14 protein-coding genes are annotated in these 15,548 nt (G+C 68.0%); 6 read left to right on the forward strand and 8 right to left on the reverse strand.

What is annotated here, in order from left to right; genetic code table 11:
• Positions 1-78: 78 nt before the first annotated feature.
• The 5 genes from FV560_RS04870 (at position 79) to FV560_RS04890 (ending at position 5,080) form a co-directional block, all read left to right on the forward strand.
• Positions 79-1,380, forward strand: a complete 1,302-nt coding sequence (locus tag FV560_RS04870) for an ABC transporter substrate-binding protein (protein ID WP_159619968.1) — start codon at positions 79-81, stop codon at positions 1,378-1,380.
• Positions 1,381-1,447: 67 nt separating this feature from the next.
• Positions 1,448-2,359, forward strand: coding sequence for a carbohydrate ABC transporter permease (locus FV560_RS04875; RefSeq protein WP_159619970.1), 912 nt, complete (start codon positions 1,448-1,450; stop codon positions 2,357-2,359).
• Between the two features lies 1 nt (position 2,360).
• Positions 2,361-3,272: a carbohydrate ABC transporter permease gene (locus tag FV560_RS04880; RefSeq protein ID WP_159619972.1), complete on the forward strand. Its 912-nt coding sequence runs from the start codon at positions 2,361-2,363 to the stop codon at positions 3,270-3,272.
• Entirely contained in the window at positions 3,269-4,516 is a 1,248-nt protein-coding gene (gene lhgO / locus FV560_RS04885; protein WP_159619974.1) for an L-2-hydroxyglutarate oxidase, read from the forward strand. The genes FV560_RS04880 and lhgO overlap by 4 nt, the downstream gene beginning before the upstream one ends.
• A 192-nt stretch (positions 4,517-4,708) precedes the next feature.
• The gene (locus FV560_RS04890) at positions 4,709-5,080 is read left to right on the forward strand and encodes a Fic family protein (RefSeq protein WP_159619976.1); all 372 of its coding nucleotides are present in this window, start codon (positions 4,709-4,711) and stop codon (positions 5,078-5,080) included.
• 40 nt (positions 5,081-5,120) lie between these two features.
• Here FV560_RS04890 and FV560_RS04895 read toward each other — a convergent pair whose 3' ends face one another.
• The 7 genes from FV560_RS04895 to fdxA form a co-directional block, all read right to left on the reverse strand.
• Complete coding sequence (locus tag FV560_RS04895; protein WP_159619978.1) at positions 5,121-5,567, reverse strand: DUF779 domain-containing protein; 447 nt, start codon at positions 5,565-5,567, stop codon at positions 5,121-5,123.
• Positions 5,568-5,634: 67 nt separating this feature from the next.
• Positions 5,635-7,158: an acetaldehyde dehydrogenase ExaC gene (exaC, locus tag FV560_RS04900; RefSeq protein ID WP_159619980.1), complete on the reverse strand. Its 1,524-nt coding sequence runs from the start codon at positions 7,156-7,158 to the stop codon at positions 5,635-5,637.
• 224 nt (positions 7,159-7,382) lie between these two features.
• Positions 7,383-8,666, reverse strand: a complete 1,284-nt coding sequence (locus FV560_RS04905) for a GAF domain-containing protein (RefSeq protein WP_235019932.1) — start codon at positions 8,664-8,666, stop codon at positions 7,383-7,385.
• Positions 8,667-8,851: 185 nt separating this feature from the next.
• Positions 8,852-9,640 carry a hypothetical protein gene (locus tag FV560_RS04910; RefSeq protein WP_159619982.1) on the reverse strand — a complete coding sequence of 263 codons (789 nt, stop codon included), beginning with the start codon at positions 9,638-9,640 and terminating at the stop codon, positions 8,852-8,854.
• A 325-nt stretch (positions 9,641-9,965) separates the two neighbouring features.
• Positions 9,966-11,261: a citrate synthase gene (locus FV560_RS04915; RefSeq protein ID WP_159619991.1), complete on the reverse strand. Its 1,296-nt coding sequence runs from the start codon at positions 11,259-11,261 to the stop codon at positions 9,966-9,968.
• A 138-nt stretch (positions 11,262-11,399) separates the two neighbouring features.
• Positions 11,400-12,530, reverse strand: coding sequence for a succinyldiaminopimelate transaminase (gene dapC / locus FV560_RS04920; RefSeq protein WP_159619993.1), 1,131 nt, complete (start codon positions 12,528-12,530; stop codon positions 11,400-11,402).
• 5 nt (positions 12,531-12,535) lie between these two features.
• Positions 12,536-12,856, reverse strand: a complete 321-nt coding sequence (gene fdxA, locus FV560_RS04925) for a ferredoxin (RefSeq protein WP_159619995.1) — start codon at positions 12,854-12,856, stop codon at positions 12,536-12,538.
• A 156-nt stretch (positions 12,857-13,012) separates the two neighbouring features.
• On the opposite strand from fdxA, the gene FV560_RS04930 reads away from it, so the two are divergent.
• Positions 13,013-13,243: a putative acetyltransferase gene (locus tag FV560_RS04930; protein ID WP_159619997.1), complete on the forward strand. Its 231-nt coding sequence runs from the start codon at positions 13,013-13,015 to the stop codon at positions 13,241-13,243.
• Between the two features lie 19 nt (positions 13,244-13,262).
• On the opposite strand, the gene FV560_RS04935 is transcribed toward FV560_RS04930, so the two are convergent.
• Positions 13,263-15,500: a VanW family protein gene (locus FV560_RS04935; RefSeq protein WP_159619999.1), complete on the reverse strand. Its 2,238-nt coding sequence runs from the start codon at positions 15,498-15,500 to the stop codon at positions 13,263-13,265.
• Positions 15,501-15,548: the final 48 nt, after the last annotated feature.

Genomic DNA, 15,548 nt, shown 5'->3' on the forward strand with positions numbered 1-15,548 from the left:
CGATCCCCACACCCAACCCCAACCACGCACACCTGTGCAACGACGCAACGAAAGGTGGATACGTCGATGAGGACACACATGAGAAGGGGCACCGCACTCGCAGCGGGCCTGACCGCCGTCGGGCTCGGACTCACTGCCTGTGGCTCCGGCTCCGGCGAAGGCAACGACGGCGGCGCACCCGCCGAGGTGACTCCCGCCGGTGAGGACGAGACCGTCGACATCACGATCTGGTTCGGCCGGGAAGACTTCCAGCCGGCCGACGGTTTCGAATCCTTCAACGCCGAGCACCCGAACATCAACGTCACGGCGGACGTTATCCCGCTGGAGCAGGCGCCGACCGACTTCATCCGCCAGTATCGCGCCGACGACGCCCCCGACATCCTCCAGGCTCCGTTCGAGTCGGCCACAGTCCTCTACGCGCAGGATGTGCTGATGGATATCACCCCGATCAAGGAGGCGTGGGCCGAGGAGAACCCCGAGAACTACGACGCCCTCCTGGACGTGGCGTGGGACGTGGCCGAGTGGGACGGCGTCCCGCATGGGGTCGCAACGTCGATCGGTTCGATCTGGCTCACCTACCGCTCCGACTGGCTCGATGAGGCCGGACTTGACGTCCCTGAGACCTATGACGACGTGCTGGCGGCCGCCGCTGAACTCACCGAGGACGGCCGCTACGGCTTCGCCTACCCCGGGTCGCGGGACGGCACGCCCATGGACCGCTTCATGCGCCCGTTCCTCGCGATGGGTGGACAGGTCGACGACGCCGGCACTCCGCAGCTGGACTCCGAGGCCGGGGTCTACGCCCTGGAGTTCCTGCAGGAGCTCGTGCGATCTGGCGCCGTCAGCTCGGAGACCCTCGCCTGGGGGCACGCCGACGAGCGTGGCTCCTTCATCGGCAGCAGCTCGGCGATGTTCCACAACGGCATGAACATCATGCCGGAGATCGACCAGGCGCTGGAGTACGGCGAACAGTGGGACGTAGCGCCGATGCCGTACCGGCCCGGCGCCGAGGACGAGCACCGGGCAACCGTACGGGCATGGCCGTACTACGTCAGTGCTGCCACCGAGCACCCCTACGAGGTGGGGCTTGTGCTGCAGTACCTCGCGAGCGCCGAGGTCCAGTCCGAGATCGGGCTGCGTTACCAGTCGCCGTCGTCGGCTGCGGTCCTGCACGACCCGGCCTTCCTGGAGCAGCAGCCGTGGCTCGAGGAGCTGTTGCCCGCTGTGGAGGAGATGGAGGCTCTGCCGGTGCACCAGCGTCAACCGGAGGTGCACGAGATCCTCTTCGACGCCACCCAGGAAGTGCTGCAGAACCCCGACGCCGACGCCGCTGCGGTCGCCGCCACCTATCAGGCGCAGCTCGACGCGCTCAACGAGTGACCTGACGCCGGTGCTGCCGCGGGACATGCCCGCGGCAGCACCGGCTGCGACAACGGACGGACAAGTCATGACACAGATCGACGCGAGGCAGACCGTTCCCCGCCGCAGATCGCGGCGGGAGCGCGGTGAGCGCTTCTACCCCTACCTGTTCCTGGCGCCGGCGATCGTGCTGATCGTCGCGGTGCTGGCCTATCCCGTGCTGAAGGGCATCCGGGACACGTTCTTCCGGATCGACCTGTACCAGATCGGTGAACCATTCATCGGGCTGGAGAACTACATCGAGGTCCTGCGGGACCCGATCTTCCTCAACTCCCTCACGCGCTCGGTCGTCTTCGTGGTGGCCACCGTGGTTGTCGGCACCGCGATGTCGATGGCGTTCGCCCTCGCCCTGCATCACATCGGGTTCGGGACCCGGGCCTTCAGGGCCGTCTCGCTCGTGCCCTACCTCGTCTCCGGTGTGGCCTCCGGTGTGATGTTCCGCTTCCTGTTCACCAGTGAGGGCGGGCTGGTCCCCTACGTGATGGACGTGTTCGGGATCGAGAGCAGCCTCTCGCTCGCCTCACCCGCCCAGGCCATGATCATCGTGATCATCGCCAACATCTGGCACATCACACCGTTCGCCACCCTGATCGTGCTCGGCGGGCTGCAGATGATGAACAAGGAGATGCTCGAGGCCGCGCGGATCGACGGGGCCAACTCCTGGCAGAGCTTCACTGCCGTGGTCCTGCCGTCCCTGGCACCCCAGGTGGCCCTGACGCTGGTGTGGCTGACCTTCGCGAGCTTCAACATCTTCGACCTGATCATGCCGTTGACCGGCGGCGGACCCAACCGGGCCACCGATGTGCTCGCGATCTACATGTACAGCCTCGGATTCACCGAGCTGAACTACTCGAAGGCCTCAGTGGTGATGGTGTGCCTGCTCGTGATCAATACGGCACTCAGCGGTCTCTACCTGAAGATCTTCCCGAAGGACGACTGACATGACGACTCTCTCGACGCCACCCACCCGGTCAGGACCACGACGCCAGTCGCCAGTGGTGACGCACCGCGCCGCCCGCCCGCGCTGGGCAGTGGCCGTCCGGCGCAACTGGCTCGCCACCGCCGCCATCGTGGTGCTGATGGTGTGGACCCTGGCACCATTTCTGTGGTCCGTCTCGGCAGCGTTCACCCCACGCCTGGAGATCTTCACCGATCCGGGTCTCATCCCGGCCAACCCGACCATCGAGGCGTTTCGCACGGTGATCGAGTTCGACGGATTCTGGCGCTACCTCCTCAACAGCGCGATCCTGGCCGTCACCTCGACCTTCTTCTCGGTGATCGTTGCCGCGATGGCCGGCTACGCCTTCGCCCGCTACGCCTTCCGGATGCGGCACCTGCTTCTCGCGCTCGTGCTCGTGCCCCGCCTGGTCCCCCGGGTCAGCCTCGTCATCCCGCTCTACCAGATCTTGGAGCGGGTCGGGATGCTGAACACCTACACCGCCCTCATCGTGATCTACACGGCCACGGCCGTTCCGCTGGCCACCTGGATCATGGCCGGTTTCATCAGGGCCGTCCCGGTCGAGCTGGAGGAGGCTGCCTCGATCGACGGTGCGGGGATCGTCACCCGGTTCGTCCGCATCATCCTGCCGCTCTCGATCCCCGCGATCGTCACAGTGGCCGTACTCGGCTTCCGCGAGGCATGGAACGAGTTCCCGTTCGTCCTGGCGTTCACCAGCGAGCAGGGCATGCGCACCATGTCCTACCAGCTGTTCCTGCTCCAGGACACGCTCGGGGTCCCGGACTGGCCGGTGATCCAGGCGTTCTCGCTGATGTCGATCCTGCCGGTGCTGCTGATCTACCTCCGGTTCGAGAAGAAGATCGTCAGCGGCCTGATGGGAGGAGCGCTGAAGTGAGTGCTGGCGGGGCGAGCAGCACCCGGTACGACGCGGTAGTCGTCGGGGCCGGCATCGTCGGCCTGGCCACGGCCCGGGAGCTCCTCGCCCGCCGCCCGGCCGGCCGGGTGCTAGTGGTCGAGAAGGAAGACCGGATCGCAGCTCACCAGACCAGTCACAACTCGGGCGTGATCCACGCCGGGGTGTACTACGCACCGGGGTCCCTGAAGGCACGCCTGTGCCGGGCCGGGGCGCGGGCGACGAAGGAGTTCTGCGCTGAGCACCGGATCCCGCTGCGCACCACCGGCAAGCTGGTCGTGGCGACGAACGAGCGTGAACTGGCGCGCCTGGACGGTCCGGACGGCCTGGAGCAGCGTTCCCGGGCAAACGGACTCACCGTCGAGCGCCTCGGGTCGGCGGAGCTGGCGGAGCGGGAACCGATGGTCCGGGGGCTGGGCGCCCTGTGGGTCCCCGATTCGGGCATCGTCTCCTACTCCCGGGTGGCGGAGGCGCTGGCAGAGGACATCCTGCGCGAGGGCGGGTCACTGCGCCTGAATACTCGAGTGACCGGGATCGAGGAGAAGCCGAGGGAGGTCCGGCTCCGGGTCCAGGGTGCCGTCACCGACGACGAGGAGATCATCGTGGCCGATCGCCTGGTCGTGTGCGCGGGACTGCAGTCGGACCGGCTCGCTGCACTCGGCGGACTCGGGGGCGGGTTCTCGATCATCCCCTTCCGGGGCGAGTACTTCCACCTGCCTCCCGAGCGGTCCGATGTGGTGTCCTCGCTGATCTACCCGGTGCCCGATCCTGGGCTCCCGTTCCTCGGCGTCCACCTCAGCCCGACGATCGATGGGCTCGTGACTGTCGGCCCGAACGCCGTGCTGGGTGCGGCGCGCGAGGGGTACCGCAAGTACTCCCTGTCGCCGGCCGACCTGCGGGACATCGCCGGGTTCCCAGGGAGTTGGCGAATGGCCAGGGGGAAAGTGCGCACCGGTCTACGGGAGATGCGCAACTCGACCTTCCGGCGCGGATACCTGCGCGAGTGCCGCAGGTATCTGCCGGATCTTGGGGTGCGTGACCTACAGCCTGCGACGGCGGGGATCCGTGCGCAGGCCGTCCGCTCCGACGGCACCCTCGTCGACGACTTCCTGTGGCGCTCCAGCGAGCGGCAGCTGCACGTGTGCAATGCCCCCTCCCCCGCTGCAACCGCTGCGATGCCGATCGCCTCGATGATCGCGGACAGGTTCTGGCCGACCGAACCTTGAGTAGGACCTCTCCTTGCTCAAGTTTTCTGAGAAAGCTTGAGCAAGATCGGGTGCATGCTCCCGATCCGCCGTTCGATCACGTCGAGGACCACTGGGTCGCCGAGTCTGATGGCATGAGGAGTCGATCCGCGATGGCGGCCGCCTCGGGCCCCTATCGTTCCACTGTTCCCGCACGTATCCAACGTCCGGACCATGGAGGTCGCGCTCCGACTCGCCGATCGATTCGACATTGACGCGATCCTCCAGATGCACCGGACATTGCTGATCGGTCAGGCAGGGGCCGAGATCCACGCCGGACAGTGGAGGGATCAGCTCGTATGGATCGGTACCTCCAGCGTCGGCCCACGTGGAGCAAGCCATGTGGCACCTCAGGCTCCGCTCGTGCCGGCCGCGATGGACGACCTGGCGCAGTTCACCCGTCGGAACCATCTCCCCATCCTCGTCCAGGTGGCAATCGCCCACGCACAGTTCGAGAACATCCATCCGTTCGTCAACGGCAATGGGCGGACTGGACGGGCCATCACGGTCCTCGACCAGTACGCACAGAGGTTGATCCGCCGCTGAAGCCGGCTCGGTGAGTGAGTGACGCTCAGCGCCGAGGTTCTCAGCGTCCCGAACTACTGAGCGCCTCACTCTCCTCATCGCTCAGCAGCCGCGACCGGATCAGGAACCGCACCCCCTCGGGTGCTTCGACGCTGAACCCGGCACCCCTGCCGGGCACCACGTCGATGGTCAGATGGGTGTGCCGCCAGTACTCGAACTGCGTGCGGCTCATCCACACTGGCACGGTGAACGTGGGCTCACCCCCGGACTCCACACCCGCCCCGGCCTGCACCACCAGATCACCCAGGTGCACATCCGCCTCGGAGGTGAGGAAGTCGCCCTGCGGGTAGCACATGGGCGACGACCCGTCACAGCACCCACCGGACTGGTGGAACATCAGCTCCCCATGCCGCTCTCGCAACCGCACCAGCAGGTCGGCGGCGGCCTGGGTGAGATCCACCCGATGGGCCTCGACCTGCGGGAGGTGACCTGCGCCGTCGTGATTCATCGCGTGCCTCTCGTGGAAACCGGTGCGCAGGCGAGGGTCATGCCCGGCCGCCTGCGCACCCGGCAGATCAGAAGAAGCCCAGCTTCTGCGGGGCGTAGGAGACCAGCAGGTTCTTCGTCTGCTGGTAGTGGTCGAGCATCATCTTGTGGTTCTCCCTGCCCACGCCTGAACCCTTGTAGCCACCGAACGCGGCGGCCGCGGGGTAGGCGTGGTAACAGTTCGTCCACACCCGTCCGGCCTGGATGGTGCGTCCCGCCCGGTAGGCCGTGCCCGCCTCACGCGACCACACGCCGGCACCGAGACCGTAGAGGGTGTCGTTGGCGATCTTCATGGCGTCGTCGAACTCGTCGAAGGAGGTGACCGAGACGACCGGGCCGAAGATCTCCTCCTGGAAGATCCGCATCGCGTTGTTGCCCTCGAAGATGGTCGGGGTCACGTAGTAGCCGCCGGCGAGCTCACCGCCGAGCTCGGCACGCTCGCCGCCGGTGAGTACGCGCGCCCCCTCCTGCTTGCCGATGTCGATATAGGAGAGGATCTTCTCGAGCTGGTCGTTGGAGGCCTGGGCGCCGATCATGGTCTCGGTGTCCAGCGGGTTGCCCTGCTTCACGGCCTTGGTCCGCTCCACGGCGTCACCGAGGAACTGGTCATAGATGTCGGCCTGGATCAGTGCCCGGGAGGGGCAGGTGCACACCTCGCCCTGGTTGAGGGCGAACATGGTGAAGCCCTCGAGCGCCTTGTCATAGAAGTCGTCCTGCGCGGACGCCACGTCGGAGAAGAAGATGTTCGGGCTCTTCCCACCGAGCTCGAGGGTAACCGGGATGATGTTCTGGCTGGCGTACTGCATGATCAGCCGGCCTGTGGTGGTCTCCCCCGTGAACGCGATCTTCGCGATCCGCGGCGAGCTCGCGAGCGGCTTGCCAGCCTCCACTCCGAACCCGTTGACGACGTTCACCACCCCGGGTGGCAGCAGGTCACCGATGAGGTCCATCAGCAGCAGGATCGAGGCCGGTGTCTGCTCGGCCGGTTTGAGCACCACCGCGTTCCCGGCCGCGAGCGCCGGAGCGAGCTTCCACGTGGCCATCAGGATCGGGAAGTTCCACGGGATGATCTGCCCGACCACGCCGAGTGGCTCGTGGAAGTGGTACGCGATGGTGTCGCCGTCGATCTCGGAGATCGAGCCCTCCTGGGCACGGATGGCGCCGGCGAAATAGCGGAAGTGATCGATCGCCAGCGGGATGTCGGCAGCGAGGGTCTCGCGCACCGGCTTGCCGTTCTCCCATGCCTCGGCCACCGCGATCTTCTCGAGGTTCGCCTCCATCCGGTCGGCGATCTTGTTCAAGATGTTCGCCCGCTCGGTCACGCTGGTTCGGGCCCACGCAGGTGCGGCACCGTGGGCGGCATCGAGTGCAGCCTCGATGTCCTCGGCGGTGCCACGGGCCACCTCGGTGAAGGTCTGCCCTGTGACGGGGCTGGGATTCTCGAAGTACTCGCCCTTCGCCGGCGGCAGGTACTCGCCGCCGATCCAGTGGTCGTACCGAGAGCGGTACTCGACGACGGAGCCCTCCGTTCCCGGGGGTGCGTAGACAGTCATGGGGATGTGCCTCCTCGCAGTCCTCACGAGCGCGTCCTCGCGCCCGTGTGTGAGCACGGTAGGGCGGCGGGGGTTGCATCCACGTTGCAGTGACGCGACCGACACAGATGCGTGGGGCCGCGCACACTGTTGCAGCGCCGGTACGCCGCCGTGTCGGTCCGGTCAGCGAAGTGTGGCGGCACGCCAGCGGCAGCACCGGGGAGGGCCCGAAGGAGTCTGCGCGATCAGGCGAGATCGGTCTCGAGCACGCTGAGATGCGCGAGCGCCCGGACCGCCTGAGGGCTGCCCGGCGCAGCAGCGGTGAGCAGGGCGCGCCACGCCGGCAGATCGTCGCGGCCGTCGGTCGTACCAGTCCAGCGATCCAGTGCCTCCACCGAGCCCGAGGTCACGACGGCGGAACGCACCTCTGCGGACAACTCGGCCCGGATCCGCTCCACCCCGGGCGCCACGGAGCGGGGCAGCACTGGCGCCCGATAGGCGCTCACAGCCGCAGTCACGTCCCCGGCAGCGAGGTGGCTGCGCACTCGCTGAATGTCGGTGCACAGTGATCGGGTCAGCCGGTAGGGGCGAGATCCGGCCAGCAACCCCTCCGGCAACTGGCGGCCCACACGCCGCAGGCGCGAGATCTCCGCCCGGACTGTCACCTCGGACAGCTCCCGGCTGTCCAGATGAACCGCCAGCTCCTCACCGGTGAGCCCGTCCGGGTGCTCGGAAAGAAGAGTCAGGATCTCGGCATGACGAAGGGAGAGGTGAGGGTCGCCGTCGGGGGTGTGCAGGAGCGGATCCCCGAGCAGGCGCACCTCGGTGCGCTCAGACTCGAAGGCATGGGGAGAGGTGGCGGCAAGTTCGCGTTCGATCGTTCCCGCGGCAGCCCGGACGAGGGAGAGCATCATGCGTGAGCCGGCCGGTTCACCACCAGTGATGTCGAGTACCCCGAGCACGCGACCGGTGGGATCGTGAATCGGAGCGGCCACGCAGTTGAGGGAGCGCACCGGGCGCGCGAAGTGCTCGGCCCCGAGAACCTGCACGGCCCGGCGCGTGGCAAGCGCAGTGCCGGGGGCGTTGGTGCCCACCTGCTCCTCCCGCCACAGCGCGCCCTCGACGAAACCGACCCGGTCGACCGTGCTGCGGGTGCCGTGGCTTCCCTCGACCCACAACAGCCGGCCGACGTCGTCCGAGATGGCGACCACGAGACCGTCGCTGGTGGCGGCCCCGACCAGCAGCTCCCGCACCACGGGCATCACCCCCGCGAGCGGGTGCTGGCTGCGATAGGCATCGAGATCATCGCCGGGCAGACCGAGGATGGCAGTGGCCGACTCCGGGTCCAGACCGCTGCCGCGTGAGCGCCGCCACGAGTCAGCCACCACGGGATCCACGAAGGGCGGAAGCTCGCCGGAGCCGAGGAAGGCGTCCATCGCGGCCTGGACCGACCTGGCGTCGTGGCGCACAGGCAGCATGTCCTGCACGCGGCTCCCGCGCGTGGGAACGGGCCTCGCCCTCGACGCCATGTCTCTGAGGGTAGATGACGGGTCCGGCACCTGCCAGCACTCTTCCCGGCGCAGGCTTCCGAAGCCTCCCCCCAACGGCCCCGGGAAGCCCGTCCGTACCGGCTCTGCACATGTCGAACGCTGACGTGTGCGTTCACCTCGCCGGACGCCGCACAAACCCAGCGTTCGACGACGGGTGGTACCCGTCAGGGGGTGGGCAGGAACGGGTGCCACCCGTTCAGCCAGGGGAACGGCACTGTGGCCAGCACCGAGGCGACCACACCTGCGATGAGGAAGGCCCAGCCGCCGGTCAGTCGCCGATCCTGGCCCTCGGGGTTCGGGACCGGCTCGCGCCCGGCCGAGGCGAGACGTGCGCTGTGCCACAGCGGGCGTGGTTCGAACAGGAGGAACGCCAACCAGAGCACCGGGATGGCGGCGCCGAGCCAGAACCAGGCCCATCGGGTGGCAAACCAGGGTTGGGGCCCGGTGGCAAGCACGATCAGGAGGCCGGCACCGGCGAACAGGGCTGGGAGCGTGGACCAGCCGCCGATCAGGTTGGCGAGCCAGCCGTCGTTGTCGATGAATCCGGTTGAGGGAGAGATGATCGTCACGGCGACGCCGTCGGCGTGTGCCCACTCCACGAGCCCGGCGGCTTCGTCGACGTCTTCGCGCCAGCTGTATTCATAGCGAGCGTGGGAGTCGAACAGCCCGGAGTCCCACCGGACGGCGAACGTTCCCTCGGCCTGGTCGGCAGGACGTTCGATGGTCATCGCCGACACGTCACCCGCAGTGAGGTCGGCGCGCAATTCGTCCAGCGAGCTGGCGTGCGGACGAGTGACTTCGTTGCTGCCCGCCACGACGAGCAGCACCAGCAGCACGATCCGCACCACCACGCGCGTCATCGGCGAGGCGCCGGCCGGTGCCGTACGCGTCTCGTGCTGCCCTGTCCCGTTCACCCGCGCCCCATGCGACTCCTGGACCTGTCCCCCATGCATCCATCCACGGTACTGCCGATGATCTCAGCCGGCGAGGGAACCGCGATGGACGCGCTCGTGGACCAGCGCACCACGGCAGAGCCACGCCCACGCCCGGGCCACCCTCGTCCACCGGGCCCGAAGTTCAGGGTGAAACCCGAGAAGGGGCCGAAAGTTCGGCCCGCGGAGGGGCTGAGCGTGCGACTGGCAGCAACCACCCGCCCCGTCAGCGCTCCAGGGGCCCGAAGTTCAGGGTCAAACCCGAGAAGGGGCCGAAAGTTCGGCCCGCGGAGCGGGGCGGGCCCGCTCAACGGGTGGGTGGTGCCGGACGGCGGGATGGCCCCGATCAGCGCTCGGCGACGGGCACGTAGTCGCGAGCCGAGTAGCCCGTGTACACCTGGCGCGGGCGGCCGATCTTCGTGGTCGGGTCGTTCATCATCTCCCGCCACTGGGCAATCCAGCCCGGCGCCCGGCCCACCGCGAACAGCGGGGTGAACATGTTGGTGGGGAAGCCCATGGCCTTGTAGATCAGGCCGGTGTAGAAGTCCACGTTCGGGTAGAGCTTGCGCTGGATGAAGTAGTCGTCGGAGAGGGCGATCTCTTCCAGGCGCATAGCGATCTCGAGCTGCTCGTCGCTCTTGCCGAGCTTCTTGAGCACGGTGTCGGCCACACTCTTCACGATCGCGGCGCGCGGGTCGTAGTTCTTGTACACCCGGTGGCCGAAGCCCATCAGGCGTACGCCCTTCTCCTTGTTCTTGACCCGGGTCATGAACGTGTCAACGTCGTCGTCACTGGACTGGATGTCGTTCAACATCGCGAGCACAGCCTCGTTCGCACCGCCGTGCAGCGGGCCGGAGAGTGCGCCGATACCCGCCGAGACGCTCGCGTACAGGTTCGCGTGCGCGGACCCGACGATCCGCACCGTGGAGGTGGAGCAGTTCTGCTCGTGATCGGCGTGCAGGATCAGCAGCAGGTTGAGGGCCTTCACCAGCTCCGGGTCGGTCTCGTACCCGCCACCATTGGCGAAGCTCATCCGCAGGAAGTCCTGGACGTAACCGAGGGAGGTGTCCGGGCCGATCATCTCCTCACCGCGGGAGCGGCGGAAGGCGTAGGCGGCGATCGTGGGCAGCTTCGCCAACAACAGCACCGTGGCCAGCTCGACCGCCTCGGGGTCGAACGGGTCGACGCTCTCCGGGTAGTAGCCGGGCAGCGCGGACACGGCCGAGGAGAGCACCGCCATCGGGTGCGCGTCCTGCGGGAAAGCGCCGATCAGGGCCTTGAAGTTGTCGTGCAGGTGCGTGTGGCGCTCGATCCGCTCGGTGAACGCCGAGAGCTCGGACTCCGTCGGCAGTTCGCCCTTGATCAGCAGGTAGGCGACCTCGAGGAAGGAGGACTGCTCGGCGAGCTGCTCGATCGGGTAGCCGCGGTAGCGGAGGATGCCGGCGTCACCGTCGATGTAGGTGATCTTCGACTCGCAGCTCGCGGTGTTCATGAACCCGGAGTCGAGGGTGACCAGGCCGGTCTCCTTGAGCAGGTTCGAGATATGGACGCCGTCGTTGCCCTCCACTGCCGGGACGCGCGCGAACTCCAGTTCGTGGTCGTCCACACGGAACGTGGCGGGGGTGAGGGTGGCGTCGGACATGGGCGTCCCTTCCTAGCGTCAAGAAGATCGTCTCTTCGGGCTCCCAGTCGAGTCCGATAGCAAAGATTCCCTACACAACGTACCTGCGGATCGTGGAGTTCGGGAAATCTTCGTAGGTATCCCTCATCACAGGCGTCATCACCGGGCCAAGCGGTCCACAGCCTGGTCGATCTGCGCGTCCGGCGCGGTCAGCGCCACCCGTACGTGGTCGTCGCTGACAGCCCCGTAGAACTCGCCCGGACCCACGAGGATCCCACGCTCGGCGAAGTCGCTGAGCATCGACCAGCAGTCCCCGCCGCCGTCAGCAGGTCGTACCCACAGGTACAGGCCGGCTTCGGAGTGGTCCACGGCGTAGCCCGCTCCGGTCAGGGCCTCCAGCAGAGCCTCCCGACGGCGCAGGTACCGTTCCCGCTGAGCGTCCACATGCGTGTGGTCACCCAAGGCCGCGATCGTGGCGGCCTGCACCGGTGCCGGCACCATCATCCCCATGTGCCGGCGCAGCTGCAGGATGCCGTGCACCAGGGCCGCGTCACCGGCGGCGAAGGCAGCCCGGTAGCCGGCCAGGTTCGACTGCTTCGACAGCGAATACACCACCAGCAGACCAGCGTGGTCTCCCCCGCTGACATCCGGCCGCAGCAGGCACGGCACACCACCGCCGGACGGTTCGGTCCAGGGCTGGACCCACGGCAGCTCGGCGTAGCACTCGTCCGAGGCGACCACGGCACCCAGCTCACGTGCCGCCGTCACCACGCCCCGCAGGTGCTCGGCGCCGAGCACTGCGCCGGTGGGGTTGGAGGGCGAGTTCACCCAGACCAGACGCACGGCCGGGTTGCCCGCCCAGGCTGCGACGTCATCGGCCACCAGCACCTGCGCCCCGGCCAGGCGCGCCCCGACGGCGTAGGTCGGGTAGGCCACGGACGGCACCACGACGATGTCGTCGGGCCCCAGGCCGAGCAGCGAGGGCAGCGTGGCGACCAGTTCTTTCGACCCCACCGTCGGCAGGACGCCATCGGGGTCGAGCTCGGGCACACCGCGCCGCTCACGGAACCACGAGGCCACGGCCTCCCGCAGGGCAGGGGTGCCGTGCGCCGTCGGGTATCCGGGGGCATCGGCGGCGGCCGTCAGGGCATCCCGCACCACCTGCGGGGTCGGATCCACCGGCGTACCGATCGACAGGTCCACCAGTCCGCCCGGATGCTGGCTAGCTCGGTCCCGGAAGGGAACGACCGCATCCCAGGGGTAGGCGTCGGTGAGCTGGACGAAGCCCACGAGGACTACTCGGCCTGCGGCGGCAGCGCGCTGATGATCGGGTGGTCCTTGGGGATCAGGCCGAGCTTGGCGGCGCCGCCGGGTGAGCCGATGTCGTCGAAGAAGTCGACGTTCGCCTTGTAGTACTCGGCCCACTGCTCGGGTACGTCGTCCTCGTAGTAGATCGCCTCGACGGGGCAGACCGGCTCGCAGGCACCACAGTCCACGCACTCGTCGGGGTGGATGTACAGGGACCGTTCACCCTCATAGATGCAGTCGACCGGGCACTCGTCGATACAGGCCTTGTCCTTGACATCCACGCAGGGCTGCGCGATCACGTACGTCACGGGCGATTCCTTCCATCACGGGGGCACTGGCCCGATCAGAGCCAGGCCAGATGCGGTGAGCACCGCAGTGCACCGGCATGCTCTGTCTAGTATCCAGCATGAAGGCGCTGCCTTGCGATCTGAGCACCGATCCACTCCGAGGAATGAGACACATCGATGGTTGACCGCTCTGCCGAACCGGCCCGTTGGCGATCCTGGCGGGCCGGCGAACGCGTCGTGGTGCGGTTCCGGCTGCCCGAAGGGGGCCTGACCGATGCGCTCGGCGAACTGCTGCGGGTTGACGATTCCGGAGTCGAGGTGGAGACCCGGCGGGGCCCGGTCGCTGTGCCCGCGGAGGCGATCGTGCTCGCGAAGCGGGTGCCGCCGCCTCCACCGCGGCGCCGGTGACCGCGCCCCGGGCGAGGCGCTAGTCCTCGCTGGAGTCCTCGTCGGGTTCCTCAGTCGGCTCCTCACCGCAGATCACGCGGTTCCACGGGGAGTAGGTGTGGCTGTAGGAGTCATCCTCGACCACGTCACCATCGCGGGTGACCGTGCGGCTGACGGTGACGCTGAAGCCCTGTTGGCCGCCGGGCTCGGCGTGGCACTGCGGGTCCGGGTTGTACAGCGTCTGCGGCTGGGTGAAGTTGTACCGGCCGCTGACGTCGATGGTCACGTCGAAGACGTCGGTGCCCCACATCGTCACCACCACGTGGGAGTCTGTGACATAGGCCTGGATCAGCACCCCGTAGCCGGTGTTGTTCTCGAACACCATGTCGATGCTGGGGTCGAAGACCGTCGCCTCGCGGCCCTCCGGGTAACGGGAGAACCAGCGCGAGTGCGGCTGGTGAGTGATGTCGGTCAGCCCGGACTCGTAGGCAGCGTTGAAGGTGGTCGTCGACACCTGGGAGAGGCCGCCGCCGATGGCGTCGCTGTGGAAGCCGTTCACCACCACGCCCGAGACCGTGTAGCCGTTGGCGGTGCTGATCGGGCGGAGTGCCTCCAGCAGGGAGAACTGCTCGTCGGGCTTCAGCAGGGTGCCGTTGATGTGGGCAGTGCCCGCGATCAGGTTCTCGGTACGAACGGGGTCGGACGGGTAGGGCGTGCGGTAGGTGCCGATCACCTCGGTCACCCCGAGCGCCTCCGCGTCCTCGGTGGAGAACTCCGGTTCCGTCTGCGCCAGCTCGACGGCGGCCGTGCGCTCCTCGGCATCGCTCGCCACCGCAGCGCTCGCCACCGCGTCAGCCAACTCGGCCGGGTCCAGGCCGGTCCCGGTGACAGCCGGGATGATCGTGGGCTCGCCATCGTCGAGCACGATCTGAGCGTCCTGCGGACTCTCCCCCACAGACGGCACGCGTTCGGTGATGAGATTCGCGAGCGGTTCACCGTCGAGCACCAGCGTCAGAACGGATCCGTCTGCCTGCATGGCGGCGGCTGCTGCCACCTCGTCCGCACTGAGCTCCGCCGTCTCGCCGTTGACCTCCACGGTCACCGGTCCGGAGAGCATCGGTTCGACCTGGGTCGTCATCGCGTCCTCGATGACGGCATCGTCGATGGTCGGCGTCAGGACGGTGGCGGGGAGTTCGATCGTGCCGTCTGCGGTGAGCCATTCCTCGGCCAGGACCTCGGCGGCGGCGTCGACATCGAGGCCGGTACCATCCACAGGTTCGGTGATCTCGGGTTCACCATCGGAGAAGTCGATCGCCCCTTCCACTGGTGGTTCGTCGAGGTTCTCGGCCAGTCCGCTCAGCGCGCCGGTGAGAGCCTCGTCGTCGACGTCAAGAACGGGCGGCTGCTCGCCCATTCCGAACAGGTGCCCGAAGACCCTCCGCGGGTCGAGAGTGAAGCCGGTGACGGAGTCGACGGTGGCGGTGGTGTCGAGCGCAAGGCCCGCACTGGTGGGATCGACCTCGGCGGTGATCTGACCGAAGGAGACATCCACGGGTGCGGTCGTCTCCTCGGCGAGCCCCTCGGTGAGGACCCGTTCGGCCTCGTCGATCGGCAGGCCGGAGATGTTGACACCGGCCACCGTCGTATCGCCTGGTACCCGGTCGCCGAGATACCAGGCGCCGGCCACGTACCCGCCACCGAGCAGCACGAGTGCACCGGCGGCGATGAGGACAGCGCGGCGCCCGCGGCGCCGCTTCTTCTTGGTGGGTGTCACGTCGGTCTCGTCCGGGATGGGGTCGGGCTGAGCCGGGAGCACGATGGTCTCGGGCTCGTCGGCAGGGACGTCAGCGTCGCTCGCCGGCTGAGGTTCGGGCTCGGGGTCGGGGTTCGAGTCCGGGTCCGGGTCGCGAGCCTCGTCGAACGCCACATCGGGCTCGACGCCCGGCGCGGGGTCGGTCTCGAGTTCAGTTTCCGAAGCGGGGTCGGTCTCCGGTTCCGGATCGATATCAGAATCGAGCTCTGGCTCAGGCTCACCCTCGGGCTCCGGTTCAGGCGCATCCTCAGGGTCCGGTTCGGTCCCGTCAGACTCGGGATCCACCTCGGACTCGGTGGCGCCCTCTGGCTCGCGCGCCGGTTGATCCTCACCTTCAGGGTGGTCGTCGGGCAGCTCCTCCGCAGGCTGGTCAGGCGCGCCATCGCCCGGCTCCGCACCGGTCTGCGCCTGTTCCGGATCCGTCCCCTCGCCCGGCTCCGGCGTCTCCTCGTCCCGCACACTCACGCCCTTCTGTTCGCCCCCGTCGTCTACGGCCGCCCGGCGCAGTCTATC

It is taken from the genome of Ruania rhizosphaerae (assembly GCF_009805705.1).
GTDB lineage: Bacteria > Actinomycetota > Actinomycetes > Actinomycetales > Beutenbergiaceae > Ruania > Ruania rhizosphaerae.